Annotated in this window: 18 protein-coding genes; 5 read left to right on the top strand and 13 right to left on the bottom strand. The window is 68.7% G+C overall.

What is annotated here, in order from left to right; all coding sequences use genetic code 11:
• Nucleotides 1-1,545, bottom strand: coding sequence for an amino acid permease (locus ACLIVD_RS16220; protein WP_283354367.1), 1,545 nt, complete (start codon nucleotides 1,543-1,545; stop codon nucleotides 1-3).
• A gap of 221 nt (nucleotides 1,546-1,766) precedes the next feature.
• On the opposite strand from ACLIVD_RS16220, the gene ACLIVD_RS16215 reads away from it, so the two are divergent.
• Genes ACLIVD_RS16215 through ACLIVD_RS16205 form a run of 3 tightly spaced genes read left to right on the top strand, consistent with a single transcriptional unit; the run spans nucleotide 1,767 to nucleotide 4,269 of the window.
• Nucleotides 1,767-2,474 carry a TetR/AcrR family transcriptional regulator gene (locus tag ACLIVD_RS16215; RefSeq protein ID WP_491932688.1) on the top strand — a complete coding sequence of 236 codons (708 nt, stop codon included), beginning with the start codon at nucleotides 1,767-1,769 and terminating at the stop codon, nucleotides 2,472-2,474.
• A gap of 59 nt (nucleotides 2,475-2,533) precedes the next feature.
• Nucleotides 2,534-2,863 (top strand): type VII secretion target, encoded by a 330-nt coding sequence (locus tag ACLIVD_RS16210; RefSeq protein WP_317567454.1) that lies wholly within the window; start codon nucleotides 2,534-2,536, stop codon nucleotides 2,861-2,863.
• Entirely contained in the window at nucleotides 2,860-4,269 is a 1,410-nt protein-coding gene (locus tag ACLIVD_RS16205; RefSeq protein WP_317567455.1) for a hypothetical protein, read from the top strand. The genes ACLIVD_RS16210 and ACLIVD_RS16205 overlap by 4 nt, the downstream gene beginning before the upstream one ends.
• A 4-nt stretch (nucleotides 4,270-4,273) precedes the next feature.
• Here ACLIVD_RS16205 and ACLIVD_RS16200 read toward each other — a convergent pair whose 3' ends face one another.
• The 3 genes from ACLIVD_RS16200 to ACLIVD_RS16190 are packed head-to-tail and all read right to left on the bottom strand — an operon-like array spanning nucleotide 4,274 to nucleotide 6,863.
• Nucleotides 4,274-4,933: a hypothetical protein gene (locus tag ACLIVD_RS16200; RefSeq protein ID WP_280783817.1), complete on the bottom strand. Its 660-nt coding sequence runs from the start codon at nucleotides 4,931-4,933 to the stop codon at nucleotides 4,274-4,276.
• A complete protein-coding gene (hisS, locus tag ACLIVD_RS16195; protein ID WP_317567456.1) occupies nucleotides 4,896-6,167 on the bottom strand; it encodes a histidine--tRNA ligase in 1,272 nt (423 codons plus the stop codon). The genes ACLIVD_RS16200 and hisS overlap by 38 nt, the downstream gene beginning before the upstream one ends.
• A 15-nt stretch (nucleotides 6,168-6,182) precedes the next feature.
• Nucleotides 6,183-6,863 carry an MBL fold metallo-hydrolase gene (locus ACLIVD_RS16190; protein WP_005566972.1) on the bottom strand — a complete coding sequence of 227 codons (681 nt, stop codon included), beginning with the start codon at nucleotides 6,861-6,863 and terminating at the stop codon, nucleotides 6,183-6,185.
• Nucleotides 6,864-7,040: 177 nt separating this feature from the next.
• On the opposite strand from ACLIVD_RS16190, the gene ACLIVD_RS16185 reads away from it, so the two are divergent.
• Nucleotides 7,041-7,919: a peptidylprolyl isomerase gene (locus ACLIVD_RS16185; protein WP_491932687.1), complete on the top strand. Its 879-nt coding sequence runs from the start codon at nucleotides 7,041-7,043 to the stop codon at nucleotides 7,917-7,919.
• 22 nt (nucleotides 7,920-7,941) lie between these two features.
• On the top strand, nucleotides 7,942-8,736 hold the full coding sequence (locus ACLIVD_RS16180; protein WP_477954379.1) for a peptidylprolyl isomerase: 795 nt from the start codon (nucleotides 7,942-7,944) through the stop codon (nucleotides 8,734-8,736).
• Between the two features lie 70 nt (nucleotides 8,737-8,806).
• On the opposite strand, the gene ACLIVD_RS16175 is transcribed toward ACLIVD_RS16180, so the two are convergent.
• The 9 genes from ACLIVD_RS16175 to ruvC form a co-directional block, all read right to left on the bottom strand.
• Nucleotides 8,807-11,182, bottom strand: a complete 2,376-nt coding sequence (locus tag ACLIVD_RS16175) for a RelA/SpoT family protein (protein WP_280783821.1) — start codon at nucleotides 11,180-11,182, stop codon at nucleotides 8,807-8,809.
• A 103-nt stretch (nucleotides 11,183-11,285) separates the two neighbouring features.
• The gene (locus ACLIVD_RS16170; RefSeq protein WP_105419926.1) at nucleotides 11,286-11,819 is read right to left on the bottom strand and encodes an adenine phosphoribosyltransferase; all 534 of its coding nucleotides are present in this window, start codon (nucleotides 11,817-11,819) and stop codon (nucleotides 11,286-11,288) included.
• On the bottom strand, nucleotides 11,816-13,552 hold the full coding sequence (locus ACLIVD_RS16165; RefSeq protein ID WP_491932686.1) for an ABC transporter substrate-binding protein: 1,737 nt from the start codon (nucleotides 13,550-13,552) through the stop codon (nucleotides 11,816-11,818). The genes ACLIVD_RS16170 and ACLIVD_RS16165 overlap by 4 nt, the downstream gene beginning before the upstream one ends.
• A gap of 1 nt (nucleotide 13,553) precedes the next feature.
• A complete protein-coding gene (gene secF / locus ACLIVD_RS16160; protein WP_491932685.1) occupies nucleotides 13,554-14,786 on the bottom strand; it encodes a protein translocase subunit SecF in 1,233 nt (410 codons plus the stop codon).
• Nucleotides 14,783-16,441 (bottom strand): protein translocase subunit SecD, encoded by a 1,659-nt coding sequence (gene secD, locus ACLIVD_RS16155; protein WP_283354358.1) that lies wholly within the window; start codon nucleotides 16,439-16,441, stop codon nucleotides 14,783-14,785. The genes secF and secD overlap by 4 nt, the downstream gene beginning before the upstream one ends.
• A 143-nt stretch (nucleotides 16,442-16,584) precedes the next feature.
• Nucleotides 16,585-16,962: a preprotein translocase subunit YajC gene (yajC, locus tag ACLIVD_RS16150; protein WP_477954383.1), complete on the bottom strand. Its 378-nt coding sequence runs from the start codon at nucleotides 16,960-16,962 to the stop codon at nucleotides 16,585-16,587.
• A gap of 136 nt (nucleotides 16,963-17,098) precedes the next feature.
• Nucleotides 17,099-18,196 carry a Holliday junction branch migration DNA helicase RuvB gene (gene ruvB, locus ACLIVD_RS16145; protein ID WP_280783825.1) on the bottom strand — a complete coding sequence of 366 codons (1,098 nt, stop codon included), beginning with the start codon at nucleotides 18,194-18,196 and terminating at the stop codon, nucleotides 17,099-17,101.
• Nucleotides 18,193-18,795 carry a Holliday junction branch migration protein RuvA gene (gene ruvA, locus ACLIVD_RS16140; protein ID WP_280783826.1) on the bottom strand — a complete coding sequence of 201 codons (603 nt, stop codon included), beginning with the start codon at nucleotides 18,793-18,795 and terminating at the stop codon, nucleotides 18,193-18,195. The genes ruvB and ruvA overlap by 4 nt, the downstream gene beginning before the upstream one ends.
• Nucleotides 18,792-19,361: a crossover junction endodeoxyribonuclease RuvC gene (gene ruvC, locus ACLIVD_RS16135; protein ID WP_037239920.1), complete on the bottom strand. Its 570-nt coding sequence runs from the start codon at nucleotides 19,359-19,361 to the stop codon at nucleotides 18,792-18,794. The genes ruvA and ruvC overlap by 4 nt, the downstream gene beginning before the upstream one ends.
• Nucleotides 19,362-19,486 lie beyond the last annotated feature (125 nt).

Here is a 19,486-nt window from a genome sequence, read left to right as displayed (position 1 = left end):
TCAGGCTCCGATCGTGACGGGGTTGGGGGTCGTGCGGCCGCGCGGGAAGCACGCGACTCCGAGCGCGACCACGGCGGCGACGGTGACGGGGGCGGCCCACCGCAGGAGGGGGTAGTCGCCGCTGGGGTCGAAGATCTCCGCGCGCGGCCAGGACAGGTTGACGACCATCAGCGCGCCGTAGCCGACGGCCAGGATATTGACGGGAAGGCCGAACCGTCCGAGCGAGTACAGCTTCCGTCCGTCCGCGTCGACCTGCGGTCCTCCGTGCGGCCAGCCTTTCAGCCTGCGCAGCAGGAGCGGCACCGTGACCATCAGGTAGGCGAGGTAGATCAGGATGATGCAGACACTCGAGAGGGTCGCGAAGATGGCGGAGTTCCCGACGTTGACAGCGAGGATGCCGATGCAGACCAGGCCGATCAGGACGGAGGGCGCGATGGGTGTTCCGGTGCGGGTGTTCACCGTCGACAGAATCTGCGAGGCGGGCAGCCGTCCGTCGCGTGCCATCGAGAACACCAGCCTGGACGCCGCCGTCTGGATGGCGAGCGTGCAGACGAACACGGCGATCGCGACGTCGACGAGCAGGAGTGTGCCCCAGGGCGAGCTGAGGATCGACGAGAGCACGTACGGCAGGCCCTCGGCGGCGAGCCGGCCGTCGGTCAGGCTCGGTGCGGCCATCAGCGCGCCGATGATCATCAGTCCACCGCCGAGCGCCGACACGGACAGCGCGAGGCGGATCGTGCGCGGCGCGACCCGGCGCGGGTTCCGCGTCTCCTCGGCGAGTTCGCCCGCGGAGCCGAATCCGACCATGACGTAGGCCGCCATCAGACCCGACACGATCCACGCCCATCCGTACCCGGGTGACGCCCCGGCGGTGCCGGTGTCGAACACGACCTCCGGTCCGCGCTGGGCGTGGGTGAGGAACATGCCGATCACCGCGATGACGCCGACGATCTCGCAGGTCACGCCGATGTTGTTGATCCTGGACATCCAGTTGACGCCGATGCAGTTGATGAACGTGGTCACCACGAGGAGGACGGAACCCAGCAGCACCGCGTTGGCGGCGCCACTCGCGGACGTCAGCGTGCTGTCCTCACCGATGATCTGAAATCCGCTCCACACATTCGGGAGCACGACCTGCAGCGCGATGGCCGCGGCGGATGCCGTCACCATCTGCGCGAGGATCATGAACCATCCGGCGAACCAGCCGACCACCTCGCCGCCCATCCGGCGTGACCACTGGTAGATCGCCCCCGAGATGGGGTACCTGGCGGCCAGTTCGGCGAAGTTGAGCGCCACCATGAACTGGCCGACGAACACCACCGGCCACGTCCAGAAGAAGGCGGGTCCGGCGAATCCGAATCCGAGCCCGAAGAGCTGGAAGATGGTGGTGAGGATGGAGACGAACGAGAAGCCGGCGGCGAACGACGCGAACTTACCCAGGGAACGGTGAAGTTGCTGCTCGTAGCCGAATTCGCCGAGGTCGCCCGTGTCGTCGACGCCGGTTCCGCCGGACGGGCGGGGAGGTGCGGCCGGCGCGGTCAGCACTTGCGCAGTCCTTGTGGGTGTACTCAAGGGCTTACTCCTTCGGCGAGAGCAATATCTGTCGCTCGATAGTTTTCTCGCGGAAGGGCCTCGATGGGTGACGCCCGCGTATCCAGATCGCCGCCGGCCGTAACAGCATCGTTGCCTACGTTTCGGGAGCGTGACGAAACCCTCACTGCGGGTGGAGACCGTCGATCCCGAGAGCGACCTGACATCATGGAGCGGTGACCACAGGGCCGGGACGACCCCGACTGACCAGTCAGCGCAGACCAGGGCAGACCACTCCCGAGGAGATACTCGACGCCGCCGGAGAGTTGTTCACCACCAAGGGTTTCGCGGCCACCTCGACCCGGCAGATCGCCGAGATGGTCGGTATCCGGCAGGCATCGCTCTACCACCACTTCCCCAACAAGGAGGAGATCCTGGTGGCGCTCCTCGAGGAGACGGTGTCCCCCGCGCTCGCCGCGGCGGGGCGGCTCGCCGACGCCGCCGCGCCCGCCACGGTGCGCCTGCACGCGCTGGCCACCTACGACGTCACGCAACTCACCGCCACCACATGGAACCTCGGTGCGCTGTATCTTCTTCCGGAACTGCTGACCGATCGATTCGAGCCGTTCCGCGCCCAGCGAGCCCTGCTGCGCCGGCACTACCGGCAGCTGGCGGACCAGGCCCTCACGGAAATCACCGACGATTCAGGTGACACCTCCCCCGCCCTGACCGACCTGCCGTTCCGAATAGTCGAGAGCGCCATCGCAACCCGCGCCGACATCGAACGCGGACTGCTTCCCGGGCCCGAGAACGAGGGTGCCGCCGGACTCCTCGCCGACGCCTGCCTCCGCGCCCTCGGATGGACGAAGCCGATGGACGAAATCCGGGCGAAGTCGCGGGCACTGCTCGCCGAGACGGCGGGCGGAACACCCCTTCGCCTCTAGCCGTGCACGTCGGGCCCGTGAGATAAAGTCTGGCGAACGCTTATCACTGGGGGGTTATCTTGAGCGATGTCTTTGTCGTCACGGACGGCATCAGGAATTACGGCGCCACCGCTGCGCAGGCCGCCGAACAGATCAGCAGCGCCGCCGCACTCGATCTCGGCGCGAATCTCGCGGCACTCGCGCCCGTGTTCGGCCCGATCGGCGCCGACTTCCTCGCGTCGTTCGCCGCCGCACAGGCAAATCACGCCAGGTCGGTCGCCGAACTCGCGTCTCACTACGCGCAGACCGCGATCGCGGCGCATGCCACCGCCGATTCCTACGACTCCGTCGACGGCGCCAACGGCGCTGCGCTCGGCGGCGTCCGCGACGGAATCGGGGGCCTCGCATGACGTCCCCCGAACCCGCCGGGCACCCTGTGGAGCACGGATCGATCCTCGACCTGATCCAGGGAACGCCCGTCGGCGACGCCCTCGCGACGCCACTGCCGAGCACTCCGCTCGAGGCCCTGCAGAACTCTCCGCTCGGCCCGTTCCTCGATGCGCCGCTCGGTGACCTGCCGCCGCTACCGGCCCTTCCGCCGCTGCCTCCACTGCCGCCGAACCCGGTGGAGGCGCTGCTGCAGGGGCACGGGCTGCCCGGACTGCCGGGTGTGGACGAATTGTTCAAGCCGCTCACCGATCTCGCCGGGAGTTTCGGCACCGGCACGTTCGGCTCGTTCGATCCGACGTCGCTGCTCGACATGTCCTCGGGCATGGTCGACCAGGCGATGTCGATGAGCCTGTCGGGGCTGAAGGTGCTCGACCAGATCTGGCAGAGCCAGGCAGCGCAGGCAGCGCAGTCGCAGGGCCTGCAGGCTCAGACGAGCGGCACGGAACTGAGCGAACGCGGCACGGAGATCTCGGCGACCACGCAGACCGCCGCTGCGTCCGTGGCGCGGGGCAACGCGAACCTCATGACGATTTCGGAATCGTTCGCGGCCACCGCGGTCGCTGCCGCGCCGATGGTGATGACGCCGCCCGGGCAGGCGATGCTGCTCGCGTCCGCCGCCGAGCACCTGAAGGCGGCCATCGGGGTCGTGACGCAGACGCGCACCGAACTCAACGAACAGACCCTCACGATGAACGGTCTGGCCGCGCCGGTTCCGGTACCGCCGCCCCCGGCGCCCGGAGCCGTGTCGGGAGCCGCACCGGCGTCACCGTTCGCCATCGCGTCCACCGTGATCGAGGGTGTGGGCAAACCAATGATCTCCACCGTCACCGACAGTGTCGGCGACCTGGTGTCGGCGAGCACCCAGGCGGCGAGCGTCTCCTCGTCCGATCTGCCTGCCGACGCCCTGTCGGCGAAATCCGCCGTCACCCCCGCACACGGGGCGTCGGGCGGAGTTCCGGGTGCAGTGGGCATCGCCGGCGGCGCGGGCATCGGCATGTACGGCGGCGGCGCGGGCGGAAGCGTCTCCGCGGGTAGCGGTTCCGTACCCCGCGGAACGGTCACCGGGCCGGTGGTTCCCCCGGCGACACCGGGGACCACTCCCACACCCGGCGCCGCTCCGGCCGCTGCCTCGTCCCCTCTCGCACCCGGCGGAGCCATGGGCGGGATGGGCGGTGCCGGGATGGCGGGTGCCGGGATGGCGGGTGCCGGGCGCGGCGGCGACGACCAGCTGAGCGGCCGGTCCACACCGAGCTACCTCGTCAACGCCGGCGAGAACAACGCGTTCGCCGGCGACCTCCCGATGGTCGCGCCCGCCGTGATCGGCGGCGAGGATCTCGACGACACTCCGTTCGGCGACCAGAGCTGATCGCTCAGTCGAGGAGCGCTGCCACCTCGTGATCGGTGAGCGTGGTGGTGGGCACGCGGCCTTCCGAACGCACCAGTTCCACGGCCCGGAACAGGGGGCGTTCGGGAAGGGCCGCGCCGCGGGCCTCCGCACGTAGCTGCTCGATGAGCACCGACGCGATCGCGGCCGCCGGCACCAGTTCGCTCGTCGTCAGGGCGTCGGCCAGCCTCCGGAGCCCGAGGATCTCGAGTTCACGGCCGCCGTCGGTCGTGTAGAGGGCGAGCGGTATCGCGAGGCTCCCGTCGGGGTCCGTGATCCGGACGCTCACCTCGCTGACGCGAGCCGAACGGACCACCAATTCCGCCGCGACCGCCCTTGTGACGTCGACGTGCCTGCTGCGCAGTCCCCCCGTCGACCGGATTCGCCCGGTCTGCAGTGCGATTCGTCGCCGCAACGTGAGGAGCGCGGAGGCGGCGGTCGGGACCGCGATCACGGCCCCGACCGTCACACCGACCCACACGGGACCGAAGAACCCGACGATGACGCCGACCACCACACCGATCAGCACGGCGATCGCCGCGACCCGCTTGAGCCGCGGTGCGATCAACTCGATCGGAACGAGGTCGAGTGACACCGGCGCGGTGTCGTCACGCGCCAAGGATGGCTCCGACGCGTGCGACGACATCCGCCGAGGAGACCGATTCCTGGTCTCCGGTGGCGAGATTCTTGATTCCCACCGTCCCGTCGGCGATGTCGCGGTCGCCGAGCACGAGTGCCAGCGCGGCGCCGGATCGGTCCGCGGCCTTCATCGCGCCCTTCACCCCGCGGTTGCCGTACGCGAGGTCGACTCGAATCCCCTGGGCGCGCAACTGCTGAGCGATCACCACCAGCTTCGCCTTCGCCTCGTCGCCCAGCGGAACGCCGAAGACCTCACAGCGCGCAGTCGAGCCTGCGGTCTTGCCCTCGGCAGCGAGCGCCAGGACGGTCCGGTCGACGCCGAGCCCGAAACCGATGCCGGACAACGGCTGACCGCCGAGCTGCGCCATCAGACCGTCGTATCGTCCGCCGCCGCCGATACCCGACTGGGCGCCGAGACCGTCGTGGACGAATTCGAACGTCGTCTTCGTGTAGTAGTCGAGGCCGCGGACCATTCGCGGGTTCACCACGTACGGCACACCCAGTGCGTCGAGGTGTGCGAGGACCTCGTCGAAGTGCGCCTTCGCCGTGTCCGAGAGGTGGTCGAGCATGAGCGGTGCGTCCGCCGTCATCTCGCGCACCTCCTTGCGCTTGTCGTCGAGAACCCGCAGCGGGTTGATCTCCGCCCGCCGGCGCGTCTCTTCGTCGAGGGGAAGGGCGAACAAGAACTCCTGCAACCGTTCCCGGTACTGCGGCCGGCACGTGTCGTCACCGAGGGAGGTGATCTCCAACCGGAACCCGTCGAGGCCGAGGCCGCGGAACCCGGCGTCGGCGATGGCGATGACCTCGGCGTCGAGGGCGGGGTCGTCGACGCCGATGGCCTCCACCCCGACCTGCTGCAGCTGGCGGTAACGACCGGCCTGCGGTCGCTCGTAGCGGAAGAACGGTCCGGCGTAGCTCAGTTTCACCGGCAACTGGCCGCGGTCCAGTCCGTGTTCGATCACGGCCCGCATGACGCCCGCCGTGCCCTCGGGCCGCAGGGTCACCGAACGATCACCGCGGTCGGCGAACGTGTACATCTCCTTGCTGACGACGTCGGTGGACTCGCCGACACCGCGGGCGAACAGCCCGGTGTCCTCGAAGATGGGAAGTTCGATGTGGCCGTATCCGGCCAGTCGCGCAGCGCGCGTGAGTCCGTCACGGACCGCGACGAACTCGGACGACTGCGGCGGGACGTAATCGGGGACGCCCTTGGGGGCGGAGAAGGTGCTGGCTTTGCTCACTGTCGTTACTTTTCCTTATTTCGATCCCGAGAGTCCAACGAGGAACGGGTTCGACCCACGTTCGGCGCCGACGGTGCTCGACCCGCCGTGCCCGGGGAGGACCGCCGTGTCGTCGGCGAGGATCAGAAGCTTGTCGGCGATGGACTGCAACAGCTGTTCGTGGTTGCCGCCGGGTAGGTCGCTGCGACCGATCGACCCCTGGAACAGGGTGTCACCGGTGAGGGCGATCTCGACGGGACCGTTCTCGGTGGCGACCCGGGTCCGGAAGACCACGGACCCCTGTGTGTGGCCCGGGGTGTGGTCGACGGCGAACGACATCCCGGCCTGCTCGATCACGTCGCCGTCGGCCAGCGCGATCACCTCGCCGGGCTCGACGAACGTCATGCCCTCGATGAACGGCTTCATCGTCGGGCCGATGCCGCGGCCGGGATCCGACAGCATGTACCGGTCCTCGGGATGGATGTACGCGGGGATCCCGAACTTCTCGCAGACGTCGTAGGCGTTCCAGACGTGGTCGAGGTGACCGTGGGTCAGGAGCACCGCGGTCGGCGTGAGATTCGACTGGTCCAGGAACTCGAACAGCGGTTCGGCGGCGTCCTGTCCTGGGTCGACGACGACGCATTCCTGGGCATCATCCTGCGCGAGGATGTAGCAGTTGGTCTGAAACATCCCGGCCGGGAATCCTGTGACGAGCACCTGTGAGGCTCCTGTTCGAGTGGACATTGCAGTCGCTACAGCCTAAGCCGCCGCCCCGCCAGGATGTTCTCAGGTTCGGATGGCAGACTCTGGAGGTCGTGTGCCGGGGGTAGTTCGCACCGACCAACTGCTATATCGACCGACTGCCAGACAGACCGATACGGGAGGACCACCGCAGTGCCGAGCAACGAGCAGCGCCGGGAAGCAGCCAAACGAAAGCTCGAGCGTCAGCTCGAACGCCGCGCCGACAGAGCACGCAAGCGTAAGCAGCTGACGATCGCCGGTTCGGTGCTCGGTGTCGTGCTCGTGGTGGCGGCGGCCGCCGTCGTCTTCGCCCTCACCAGCGGCGACGACGACGCGACGGAAGCGTCGGCGGCCGAGTCGGTGTCGGCGTCGCCGCAGTCGCCCGGTGTGATGCCGGCGGGCCGGTCCGAACCGCTGCCCGAGAAGGTGTCCTGCACGTACACCCCCAGCACTCAGCCGCCGGCGAAGCAGGTGAACCCGCCGCGCACCGACGACATCGACACCACGCTCCAGGAAGTCAGCGTCAGCATGCAGACGACGCAGGGCAACATCGGCCTGATCCTGGACAACGCCGACTCCCCGTGCACCGTCAACAACTTCCTGAGCCTGGCGAGCCAGAACTACTTCGACAACACCCCATGCCACCGGCTGGTCACGTCCGAGGGGTTGAAGGTCCTGCAGTGCGGTGATCCCACGGGCGCAGGCACCGGCGGCCCCGGTTACGGATTCGCGAACGAATTCCCCACCGACCAGTACGAGGCGTCGGATCCGTCGCTGCAGGTGCCGGTGACATACCCGCGCGGCACCATCGCGATGGCCAACAGCGGCCAGCCCGACAGCAACGGCAGCCAGTTCTTCCTCGTCTATGCCGATTCGCAGCTGCCCCCGCAGTACACCGCGTTCGGGAAGGTCGACGAGACGGGCCTGGCGACCATCGAGAAGGTGGCGGCGGCCGGCGACGACGGATCGATGCAGGCGGGCGGCGGCAAGCCCAACCTGCCAATCGACATCACATCCGTCCGGATGGACTGAGGTCTCGTGTGAGGATGGACCGATGAAACGCACCTCGATCCTCGTCGCAGGCGTGAGCCTCGCGGTCCTCCTCGCCGGCTGTTCGGATTCGTCCGACTCCGGCGGCTCGTCGACCGGCACCTCGTCGAAGGCGGCCCCCACGAGCGCGGCGGAACAGTCGCTCGATCTGTCCAAATTCGGCACGCTGCCGCCGGTCCCCGCACCGGCCGCGGCGACCGTGGACTGCACCTATCCGGCAGGGCAGCCCGCTGCCAAGGACGTCACCCCACCGCCCACGTCCGGGGTCTCCACCGAGGGCACCGTCCCGGTCGACCTCCAGACGAGCGCCGGACCGATCGGCCTGGTCCTCGACCGCGCCGAGGCCCCGTGCACGGTCAACAGCTTCACGAGCCTGGCCCAGCAGGGCTACTTCGACGACACACCCTGCCACCGGCTGACGACGGAGCTGGGTCTGCAGGTCCTGCAGTGCGGCGATCCCAGCGGGAAGGGCACCGGCGGACCGGGCTACGGCTTCACCACCGAGTACCCGGAAACTGCGTTCGCGCCGAACGATCCGGCACTCGCGAATCCGGTGGTCTACCCGCGCGGCACGGTCGCGATGGCGAACAGCGGGACACCTGGCAGTAACGGCAGCCAGTTCTTCCTCGTGTACGCCGACTCGGTGCTCCCGCCCAACTACACCGTGTTCGGGACGATCTCCGAGGAGGGCCTCGCGACCGTCGAGAAGATCGCGGCGGACGGCGACGACGGATCCATGTCCGCGGGGGGCGGCAAGCCCAACACCTCGGTGCAGATCGAGACCGCGAAGGTCGGCTGACCTCACTCCCGCGGCTATACGAACGGGACGGTCGTTCGAACAGATCGAACGACCGTCCCGTTCGTCGGTGCTACGCGGCGGACGTCACCCGGTACACGTCGTACACACCCTCGACGTTGCGGACCACGTTCAGCACGTGCCCGAGGTGCTTCGGGTCGCCCATCTCGAACGTGAACTTGCTGATCGCCACCCGGTCACCGGACGTCGTCACGGACGCCGACAGGATGTTGACCTTCTCGTCCGCGAGCGCCTTCGTCACGTCCGACAGCAGCCGGTGCCGATCGAGCGCCTCGATCTGGATGGCCACCAGGAACACCGACGACGGCGACGGCGCCCACTTGACCTCGATGATGCGCTCGGACTGCTCCTGCAGGGAGCCCGCGTTGGTGCAGTCGGTGCGGTGCACGCTGACCGCGCCGCCCCGGGTCACGAAGCCCATGATCTCGTCGCCGGGAACGGGTGTGCAGCATTTGGCCAGCTTGGCGACCGTGCCCTCCGCGCCGGGAACGAGCACACCTGCGTCGCCGGTGCTCCTCGGCCGCATCGGCATCGTGGACGGAGTCGACCGCTCGGCCAGCTCCTCCTCGACGTCGCCGACGCCGCCCAGATGTGCCACCAGACGCTGGACGACGTGCTGCGCCGACACGTGGCTCTCGCCGACGGCCGTGTACAGCATCGACACGTCGGTGTAGTGCAGTTCGTGCGCGATGGACGCCATCGATTCGGCGTTCATCAGGCGCTGCAGCGGCAGGCCGACCCGGCGCACCTCCTTCGCGATGGCGTCCTTGCCCGTCTCGAGCGCCTCTTCACGGCGTTCCTTGGCGAACCATTGCCGGATCTTCGTCTTGGCGCGCGGGGAGACGACGAACGTCTGCCAGTCGCGGCTCGGGCCGGCGTTGACGGCCTTGGAGGTGAAGACCTCCACCACCTCGCCGTTCTCGAGCTTGCGTTCGAGCGCCACCAGCCTGCCGTTGACCCGGGCGCCGATACATCGGTGCCCGACCTCCGTGTGCACGGCGTACGCGAAGTCGACGGGTGTCGACCCGGCGGGCAGCGTCACCACGTCGCCCTTGGGGGTGAAGACGAAGATCTCCTTGACCGCGAGGTCGTAGCGGAGCGACTCGAGGAACTCCCCCGGGTCGGCGGCCTCACGCTGCCAGTCGAGGAGCTGACGCATCCACGCCATGTCGTCGACCTCGGCGACGTCACCGGAGTGCCTGCCCTTGGTCTCCTTGTACCGCCAGTGCGCGGCGATACCGAACTCGGCGGTCCGGTGCATGTCGTGGGTGCGGATCTGCACCTCGAGGGGTTTGCCCTCCGGTCCGACCACGGTGGTGTGCAGCGACTGGTACACGCCGTAACGCGGCTGCGCGATGTAGTCCTTGAACCGGCCCGCCATCGGCTGCCACAGCGAGTGGACGACGCCGACGGCCGCGTAACAGTCCCGGACCTCGTCGCACAAAATCCGCACGCCGACCAGGTCGTGGATGTCGTCGAAGTCGCGGCCCTTGACGATCATCTTCTGGTAGATCGACCAGTAGTGCTTGGGTCTGCCCTCGACGACGGCGTTGATGCGGGACGCCGTCAGGGTCGCGTTGATCTCGGCACGCACCTTCGCGAGGTAGGTGTCGCGGGACGGCGCCCGGTCGGCGACGAGCCGCACGATCTCGTCGTACTTCTTGGGATGCAGGATCGCGAAGGACAGGTCCTCGAGTTCCCACTTCACGGTCGCCATGCCCAGCCGGTGGGCCAGGGGCGCGATCACCTCGAGGGTTTCGCGGGCCTTGCGGGCCTGCTTCTCGGGCGGCAGGAACCGCATGGTCCGCATGTTGTGGAGCCGGTCGGCCACCTTGATCACCAGTACGCGGGGGTCGCGGGCCATCGCGATGATCATCTTGCGGATGGTCTCGCCCTCGGCGGCGTTGCCGAGGACCACCTTGTCGAGTTTGGTGACGCCGTCGACGAGGTGGGCTACCTCTTCGCCGAACTCGTCGGTCAACTGCTCGAGGGAGTACCCGGTGTCTTCGACGGTGTCGTGGAGCAGGGCCGCCACGAGCGTGGTCGTGTCCATTCCCAGTTCCGCGAGGATGCTGGCGACGGCGAGCGGATGCGTGATGTACGGGTCGCCCGACTTGCGGCGCTGGCTGGCGTGCCGCTCCTCCGCGACGTCGTAGGCGCGCTGCAGAAGCGCCAGGTCCGCCTTGGGATACAGCTCGCGATGCAGGCTGACGAGGGGTTCGAGAACCGGCCGGATGGTCGTGTTCCGCTGACCCGTGATGCGCCGGGCGAGTCGCGCTCGTACCCGGCGCGATGCGGACGCCGGAACGGCGAATCCCTGTGCTCCACGGTTGTTACCGGAAGCCGGGTTCGCTGCAGGTGACTCGGCATCGGATTGCGCAGACGAGGTTGATCCCGTGTTCTGCGACCGATCAAGATTCGAAGTCATGCCGTCACCTCCTACCACTGAAATGGCTCGGGCCGTGCGGCCCTGGTTGGTCTCGGGCATGCGCCCCGGTGGCCGTGACGACCACCAGGCACAACTTTAGTACTCAGACCGTGACGAGGGACGTGAGCGGGTACTTTCCGAGCCGCTCTCGGCCGCCCAGCGCGGCGATCTCCAGGACCACGGCGACACCGATCACCCGGGCACCTGCGGATTCCACCAGTCGCGCCGTGGCGTCGAGGGTTCCACCGGTGGCCAGGACGTCGTCGACGACGAGCACGGAGCGCCCGTCCAGACCGATCGAGCCGGCCGGAATCTCCAGCGTGGCCGTTCCGTACTCGAGGGTGTACGACTGCGACAGCACCGGCGGCGGCAATTTGCCCGACTTCCGCACGGCCACCACACCGGAGCCCAGTTCCCGGGCGACGCCGCCACCGAGGAGGAACCCTCGTGCGTCGACGGCGGCAATCACATCCGCCTCCGGGGCGCAGGCGGCGAGCGCGTCGACGACGACACGGAAACCGTCCGCGTCGGAGAAGACCGGCGTCAGGTCGGCGAACCGCACCCCGGGTTGCGGAAAGTCGTCGGCCCATCGGGTGAGCCGGGTGACGGCGTCACGGGCCGGAGAATGGTCGATCACCTGCGCAGAACCCACCTGTCCATGTTCCAGCCGGCGCCCGATCGCGTCGGATTGACTGCTCCCGCCTGCAAACCTGTTGCGAACGCGACGGTCCGCGGCTGATCGAACAGCGGCACCGTGGGCACGTCCGACCACAGGATGTTCTCGGCCTCGGTCGACAGCGACAGCTGGGTGGCGGTGGAGCTGTCGACCGCGAGTTGGTCGACGATCTGGTCGACGCGGCCGTTGCTGTAGTCCCCGAAGTTCGATCGGATTCCGCTGCGGAGGGCGTACATCGCGGTGGTGGCCGCCGCGGTGCCCGCGGCGCCGGGAGCGGAGGCCGTGCCCGCGAGGACCACATCCACCTGCCCGTCGCGCAGCATGGTCGGGGTGAACTCGGGCGACGCGACATCCTGCACCGTGATACCGGCCGGGGCACACGCCGCCGCCACGGCCGCCACGATCTCGGCGCGGCGCGGGTTCGGTCCCAGATATCCGACGCGGACGGTCGCCGACGTGTTGCCGGTGTCGGCCAGTGCGTCCGCCGCCGCTGCCGTGTCCGCCGTCTCGTACCGCCCGCCGACGGCACCGGCCACCGACTCGTGAACGAGACTGTCGGGGGCGGTGACCCGGGTGTCGACCGGGCCCCCGGCCGCCGCACCGGCCTCGCCCGACTCCGTGGCGATCCCGAACTTCGACGCCAGCTCCTCCCGGGGCAGGCACGCCGCGAACGCCCGCCGTCCGGCTGCGTTCTCGAACAGACCCGAGGTGGACAGGACGAACTGCTCGACGCTGCGCGAGGGCACCTCCGTCACGTCGAACCCGCCGAGATCCAGGTCCGGCGCCGATCCGGCGGCGACGTCGACCACCTCGACCGAACCGTCACCGATCCGCGCGCTCACGTCGGAAGACTTGGGCCACACCACGATCCGGGACGTGGCGGGACGGTTCCCCCACCAGCGGTCGTTGGCCACCAGCACGAGGCCCTCGTCCTCGGAGAACGATTCGACCTTGTAGGGGCCGGACGCGGGGAACTTGGCGAGGTCGAGGTCGCCGGGCGCCATCGTCCATCCGTTGTTCCAGAAGTCCGCGACGCGCGTCAATGCATCCGCGTCCGAATTCTGCACGGCGGCCACGACGTCGGGCACGCCGGCAGCGCCGGCGACCACGTGCGCCGGCATCATCGACGTCGCGCCGAACAGCGACTTCCAGTCGGTGACATTGCGTCCCGCCTTGAACGTGACGACGGCATCCTTCGCGCCGGTCTGGCAGTCGATCCGGTCGATGTCCGAGTAGCCGGCCGTACTCGCCGCATCGAACATCGGGAAACGGCCACTGTTCGCCGCCCACGTCAGCACCAGATCGTCGCAGGACATCGGCACACCGTCGGAGTAGACGGAGTTGGGATTGAGCTTGTACTGGATCGTCAGGGCATCCCCGGGCATCGCGTTGGCGGTGCCGATGTCCGTGTCGGCCACCGGTCCGCCTTCCGGTCCGGTGTAGTTGAACCCGGGCAGCACCCGCGCGAACGCCTGACGCGCCCCCGACACCGCACCCGCGACGCTGTTGGCGTTGTAGGTGGTGACGGTGTTGTCGATGGCGTACCCGATCGACGGGATCTGCTCACCTTCCTCGGAACATCCGGCGAGCGAGCCGGCGAGGAGCACGGTCGCGAGGAGGCCGGCACCCGACACGGCCGCCGTACGGCCGTGTCGGGTGTGCGCACCGCGCCGGGTGCTGTGCGATGCGGGCATGTCAGTGCCTCTTCTTGTTGCGCTTCCCGGTGGGACGTGAGCCCGGTGTGGGTGCGGTCGCCGCCGACCGGCGGCGCGGGACGGCGGTGTCCGCCGTGGACGCGGCGACCTCGGCGGCCGGGGTACCGGCCTTCTGCGCACTGCCCTGTGCCAGGGTCGCGCGGCGAGCGAGGACCTTGCGCGTGTGCGCGGCGACCGGACCCCACCGCTCCTTCAGCGTGACCAGCAGGGGCGTCGCGAAGAAGATCGACGAGTAGGCGCCGACGATGATGCCCACGAGCTGCACCAGCGCCAGGTCCTTCAGCGTTCCGACACCGAGCATCCAGACCGCGACCACCATCAGCGCGAGCACCGGCAACACGCTGATCAGGGTGGTGTTGATGGACCGCATCAGCGTCTGGTTGATCGCCAGGTTCGCCTGCTCGGCGTAGGTGCGACGGGTCAGGTGCAGAATCCCGCGCGTGTTCTCCTCGACCTTGTCGAACACCACCACCGAGTCGTAGAGCGAGAAACCGAGAATCGTCAGCAGGCCGATGACGGTCGCCGGGGTCACCTCGAATCCGACCAGCGAATACACGCCGGCGGTGACCGCGATGTCGAAGAACAGCGCGACGATCGCGGCGATGGCCATGTCCCGCTCGAACCGGACGGCGATGTACACGCTCACGATCACCAGGAACACAAGCAGCGCGATCAGCGCCTTCTGGGTGATCTGCCCGCCCCACGTCTCGCTGACGTCGGCGACGCTGATCACGTTCTTGCTGACGTTGCCGTCACTGTCCTTCGGCTGGAACTCGTCGTACAACGCGTCCTGAAGCGTCACCACCTGCGCCGCGTCGAGTGCCTCGGAGCGGATCTGCACGGTCGCGCTCGACCCCGAGCCCACCGTCTGCACCGAGACGGGGTCCATGCCGAGCGCCTCGGAGTAGACCTCCTCCACCTGTGCGGTCTCCACCCCGTCGCCGGCGGGGAACTGGATCCGCGATCCACCCTCGAAGTCGATACCGAGCGTGAACCCGCGGACGAGGATGCTCAGCAACGAGATCAGCACGATCGTGCCGGTCAGGATGTAGTAGAAGCGGCGACGCCCGACGACCTCGAAGGCGCCGGTTCCGGTGTACAGCCGCGACAGCAGGCTGTGCTGGGGCATCGACGACTGGTTGACGCCCGAATCGGACAGCGAAGACTCGGGGTCCGCCTGCGACGCAGACTGGGACGTGGTCGATTCGCTCATACTCGTGACTCCTTCGCCGACGCTGCGGCAGCCTTGCGTTCCTTGGCGATCTGCTGCACGGCACCCAGCCCGTTGACGCCCGGCTTCGACCAGAACGGCGACTTCGAGGCCAGGTGGACCAGCGGCCACGTCACCAGGAACACCACGACGACATCGAGGATGGTGGTCAGGCCGAGGGTGAACGCGAAGCCGCGCACCTGCCCGACCGCGAGGATGTACAGCACCGCGGCGGCGATGAAGCTGACCGCGTTACCGGACAGGATGGTCCGGCGCGCACGGGCCCAGCCGCGCGGAACCGCGGACCGGAAACTGCGTCCCTCCCGCATCTCGTCCTTGATTCTCTCGAAGAACACCACGAACGAGTCGGCGGTCATACCGATACCGATGATCAGACCGGCGATGCCCGCGAGGTCGAGGGTGAAATTGATGTACCGGCCGAGCAGCACCATGATCGCGTAGACCATCACACCGGACAGCACCAGCGACAGCGCCGTCAGCACGCCGAGCATGCGGTAGTAGAGCAGGCAGTAGAGCAGCACCAGGACCAGACCCACCAGTCCGGCGATGAGACCGGCCTCCAGCGAGGCGAGACCCAGCGTCGCCGACACGGTCTCCGCCTCCGACGCCGCGAACGACAGCGGCAGCGAGCCGTACTTCAGGGTGTTCGCGAGTTCCTTCGCGCTTTCCGCGGTGAACGAGCCGGTGATCGACGTCGAACTGCCTGCGGGTGTCGCGCCCTGGACGACCGGTGCGCTCACCACCTTGGAGTCGAGCGTGAACGCGGCCTGCTTGCCGATGTTCTGCGACGTGAACGTGGCCCAGGTGTTGCTGCCCTCGGACTTGAACGTCAGGCTCACCTCGTGCCGCGACTGCTGGGAGTTGTAGCCGGACGTCGCGTCGGCGATCTCCTGTCCGTCGATGATCGCCGGTTCGAGCAGGTACACGGCCTGACCGTCGGTGGAGCACGCGACGAGCGGCAGGGCCGGGTCGTCGTTGCCGCGCAGTGGGTCGGGCACGCTGCAGTCGAGTGTCGCCATGGCCTGCTGCTGCACGGCCGGGTCGGTGCTCTGACGGGTGGCCCGCGCTGCCGCGATCTCGTCGGCCGCCTCGGCGGTCTCGGTGCCGGACCCGTCGGCCGGCGCCGGAGTCGGCTCGGGAGAGGTGGACGGATCCTGAGCCGGGAACGGCCGGTTCTGGGGCGCGGGAGTCTCGGTTCCGGCGGGAGTCTGGGCGGGCGTCTCACCGGCGGCGGGTGCCTGTGTGCCGGCAGGAGCCGCGGCCTGCGACGTCTGGACGGGACGGACGTACAACCGCGCCGTCTGTCCGAGCGAACGCGCCTGTGCGCTGTCGTCGCCGGGGACGGTGATGACGAGGTTGTCGCCGTCGATGACCACCTCGGAGCCGGACACGCCGAGTCCGTTCACACGGGTCTCGATGATCTCCTGGGCCTGCCGCAGGCTGTCCGGCGTCGGCTTGCTGCCGTCCGGGGTGCGTGCGGTGAGGGTGACTCGGGTCCCACCTTGCAGGTCGATGCCCAGCTTGGGTGTCGCGGACTTGTCGCCGGTGAAGAACACCAGGGCATACAGAACCGCCACGAGCACCGCGAAAACGGTGAGGTAGCGGACGGGATGCACCGATCCTGTGGAAGGTGCCACGATCTCTATGTCTCCTCAGTACGTGCAGTTCGGGTGGGAACGTTCACAGCGCACCGGGCCGGCAGACGCAGGGCTGTGCCCCGGCTGCCGCGCCCGGGCGCCTGCGACGCGACGGCTGCGGAATTACGCCGCGGAAGCGTCGATCAATCCTTGTTCAGCCGCGGCGTGCTGTCGCCGCCGTTCTCACGATCCTCGCGCACGATGTCGGTGGCGGGGGCCTCGGCGTCGATCGACTCGTGGTCGAGGGAACCGTCACGCTGCAACGGGGCGTCGACGATCTGCTCGCGGACGACGAGACGCGACCACGTGGTGACCACGCCGGGAGCGATCTCGAGGTCGATCGTCTCGTCGCCGAGTGCGACGACGGTGCCGTGCAGACCGGCAGTCGTGAGGACGCGGTCGCCGACCGAGATCGAGTCCTGCAGAGCGGTCACCTTGGCCGCCTCCTTCTTCTGTCGGCGGATCCCCAGGAACATGGGGACGAGCAGCGCCAGAATCAGGAGCGGGAAGAGAAAATCCATCTGAAAGTCAACCTCGAGGTATGTCGCACGGTCCGAAGCACTGGTCCCGGTTGGACCGATGCAATACACCAGTGTGCCATCACCGGCCCGGACACCGGTTCGCTCGGCACGAGGCGGGCGTTTCTCCGGGGGTCGATCAGGGGTCTTGCGGATCGAACAGGGAGGCCTGCGGTTCGTTGACGCGGACCTCGATTCCGCCGGTCACAGCGTCCGGCGGCGGGGTCAGGCCCAGTTGCGTCCACGCGGCGGCCGTGGCGACACGGCCGCGGGGTGTCCGGGCGATCATTCCGGCACGGACGAGGAAGGGCTCACACACCTCCTCGACGGTGGCGGGTTCCTCACCCACCGCGACGGCCAGGGTGGACACTCCGACCGGGCCGCCGCCGAAGCTGCGCACGAGGGCGCTGAGGACGGACCGGTCGAGGCGGTCGAGTCCCAGCTGGTCGACGTCGTAGACGGCGAGAGCGGCGTGGGCGATGTCGCGGGTGACGACACCGTCAGCCCGGACCTCGGCGTAATCGCGGACACGGCGCAGGAGACGGTTCGCGATGCGGGGCGTGCCCCGGGACCTGCTCGCGATCTCGGCGCCGGCCTCCTCGCCGAGTTGCACGCCGAGAATGCCCGCCGACCGCATGAGGATCTGCTGCAGTTCCGCGGGTTCGTAGAAGTCCATGTGGGCGGTGAACCCGAACCGGTCGCGCAGCGGCCCGGTGAGCGCCCCCGAGCGAGTGGTGGCCCCTACCAGGGTGAACGGTGCGACCTCCAGGGGAATGGACGTGGCGCCGGGACCCTTGCCGACCACGACGTCGACCCGGAAGTCCTCCATCGCGAGATAGAGCATCTCTTCGGCCGGCCGGGCGATGCGGTGGATCTCGTCGATGAACAGCACGTCGCCCTCGACGAGGTTGCTCAGCATGGCGGCCAGGTCGCCGGCCCGTTCCAGCGCCGGACCCGACGTCAGCCTCAGCGAGGAGCCCAGTTCGCCGGCGATGATCATCGCCATGCTGGTCTTCCCCAGCCCGGGCGGGCCCGAGAGGAGGATGTGGTCGGGGGTGCCGCCGCGCATCTTCGCGCCGGTCAGGACGAGCTGCAACTGCTCCCGGACCCGCGGTTGCCCGATGAAGTCGTGGAGGTTCTTCGGGCGCAGGCTGGCCTCGATGTCGCCGTCGCCGGCGACGAGATCGGCCGAGACCGGGGACTCCTCGTCGTAGTCGCCCCCGGGTTCGGGATTCATCTGGTCTTCCCGAGCAGGGAGAGGGCGGAGCGCAGCGCCGTAGAGGTGGTCGACTCGGGCGCCTCGGCGAGGACGGAGTCGGTGGCCTGCTCGGCCTGCTTGGCCGGGAATCCGAGGCCGACGAGGGCTTCGACGATCTGGTCGCGGACCGATCCGCCGCCGCCCGCACCGATCGGCACCGCCCCGGACGTGGACGCGACGGCGTCGACCTTGTCGCGCAGTTCGACGACCATCCGCTCCGCCCCGCGCTTGCCGATGCCCGGCACCCGCGTGAGTGCCGTGACGTTGCCCTCGGCCAGGGCCGCCCGCAGCGCGTCGGGTTCGAGGACGGCGAGGGTGGCCATCGCCAGCCGGGGGCCGACTCCCGACACCGTCTGGAGCAGCCCGAACAACTCCTTGGACTCCGAGTCGGGGAACCCGTACAGCGTCATCGAGTCCTCGCGGACGATCATCGCCGTGACCAGCCGGGCCTCGGATCCCCGTTGCAGTCCGCCGAGGGTGGCCGGCGTCGCGTTCACGCGGTAGCCCACTCCGGCGGATTCGATCACCGCATGGTCGAGGGCGATCTCGAGCACCTCGCCGCGGACGGACGCGATCATCGTGTACCTGCCTTCTTCACTTCGGCCAGTCGGGCCTGGTAGCGACGTTTCTGTTCGGCGGCCGCGGCTTCGGCGCGGGCCATGCGTTCGATCATCGGCGCCCGCCAGCAATGGCAGATCGCCAGTGCCAGCGCGTCCGCCGCGTCGGCCGGTTTGGGTGCGGCCGCAAGTTTGAGGATGCGCGTCACCATTGCCGTCACCTGAGCTTTGTCTGCCGAGCCACTCCCGGTGACGGCGGCCTTGACCTCACTGGGGGTATGGAAACACACGGGGATGCCGCGGCGCGCGGCGGCGAGGGCGACGACGCCACCCGCCTGCGCGGTGCCCATCGCGGTGCGCACGTTGTGCTGGGAGAACACCCGCTCGATCGCCACGACCTCGGGCCTGTGCAGATCGATCCACGATTCGGCCGCTTCGGAGATCCGCAGCAGCCTGGACGACAACTCGAGGTCTGCCGGGGTCCGGACCACGTCGACGGCGATCGGGGTGACGGTGCGGCCGCTGCCGCCGTCCACCACTCCGAATCCGCACCGGGTCAGACCGGGATCCACACCCAGCACACGCACGCAAAGCCACCTCTCCCACGCCGAACAGCTGTTCGATAGCTTAGCCGTGGGGTCGGACGAGTCGGCGCATCAACACGCAGGACGAGCCGGGGCGGGCGAGCACCGCTCCCCCGCCCCGTGCCGTG

The sequence above is a fragment of the Rhodococcus sp. G6(2025) genome (assembly GCF_058628105.1).
This window is presented reverse-complemented; position numbering and strand designations above follow the sequence as displayed.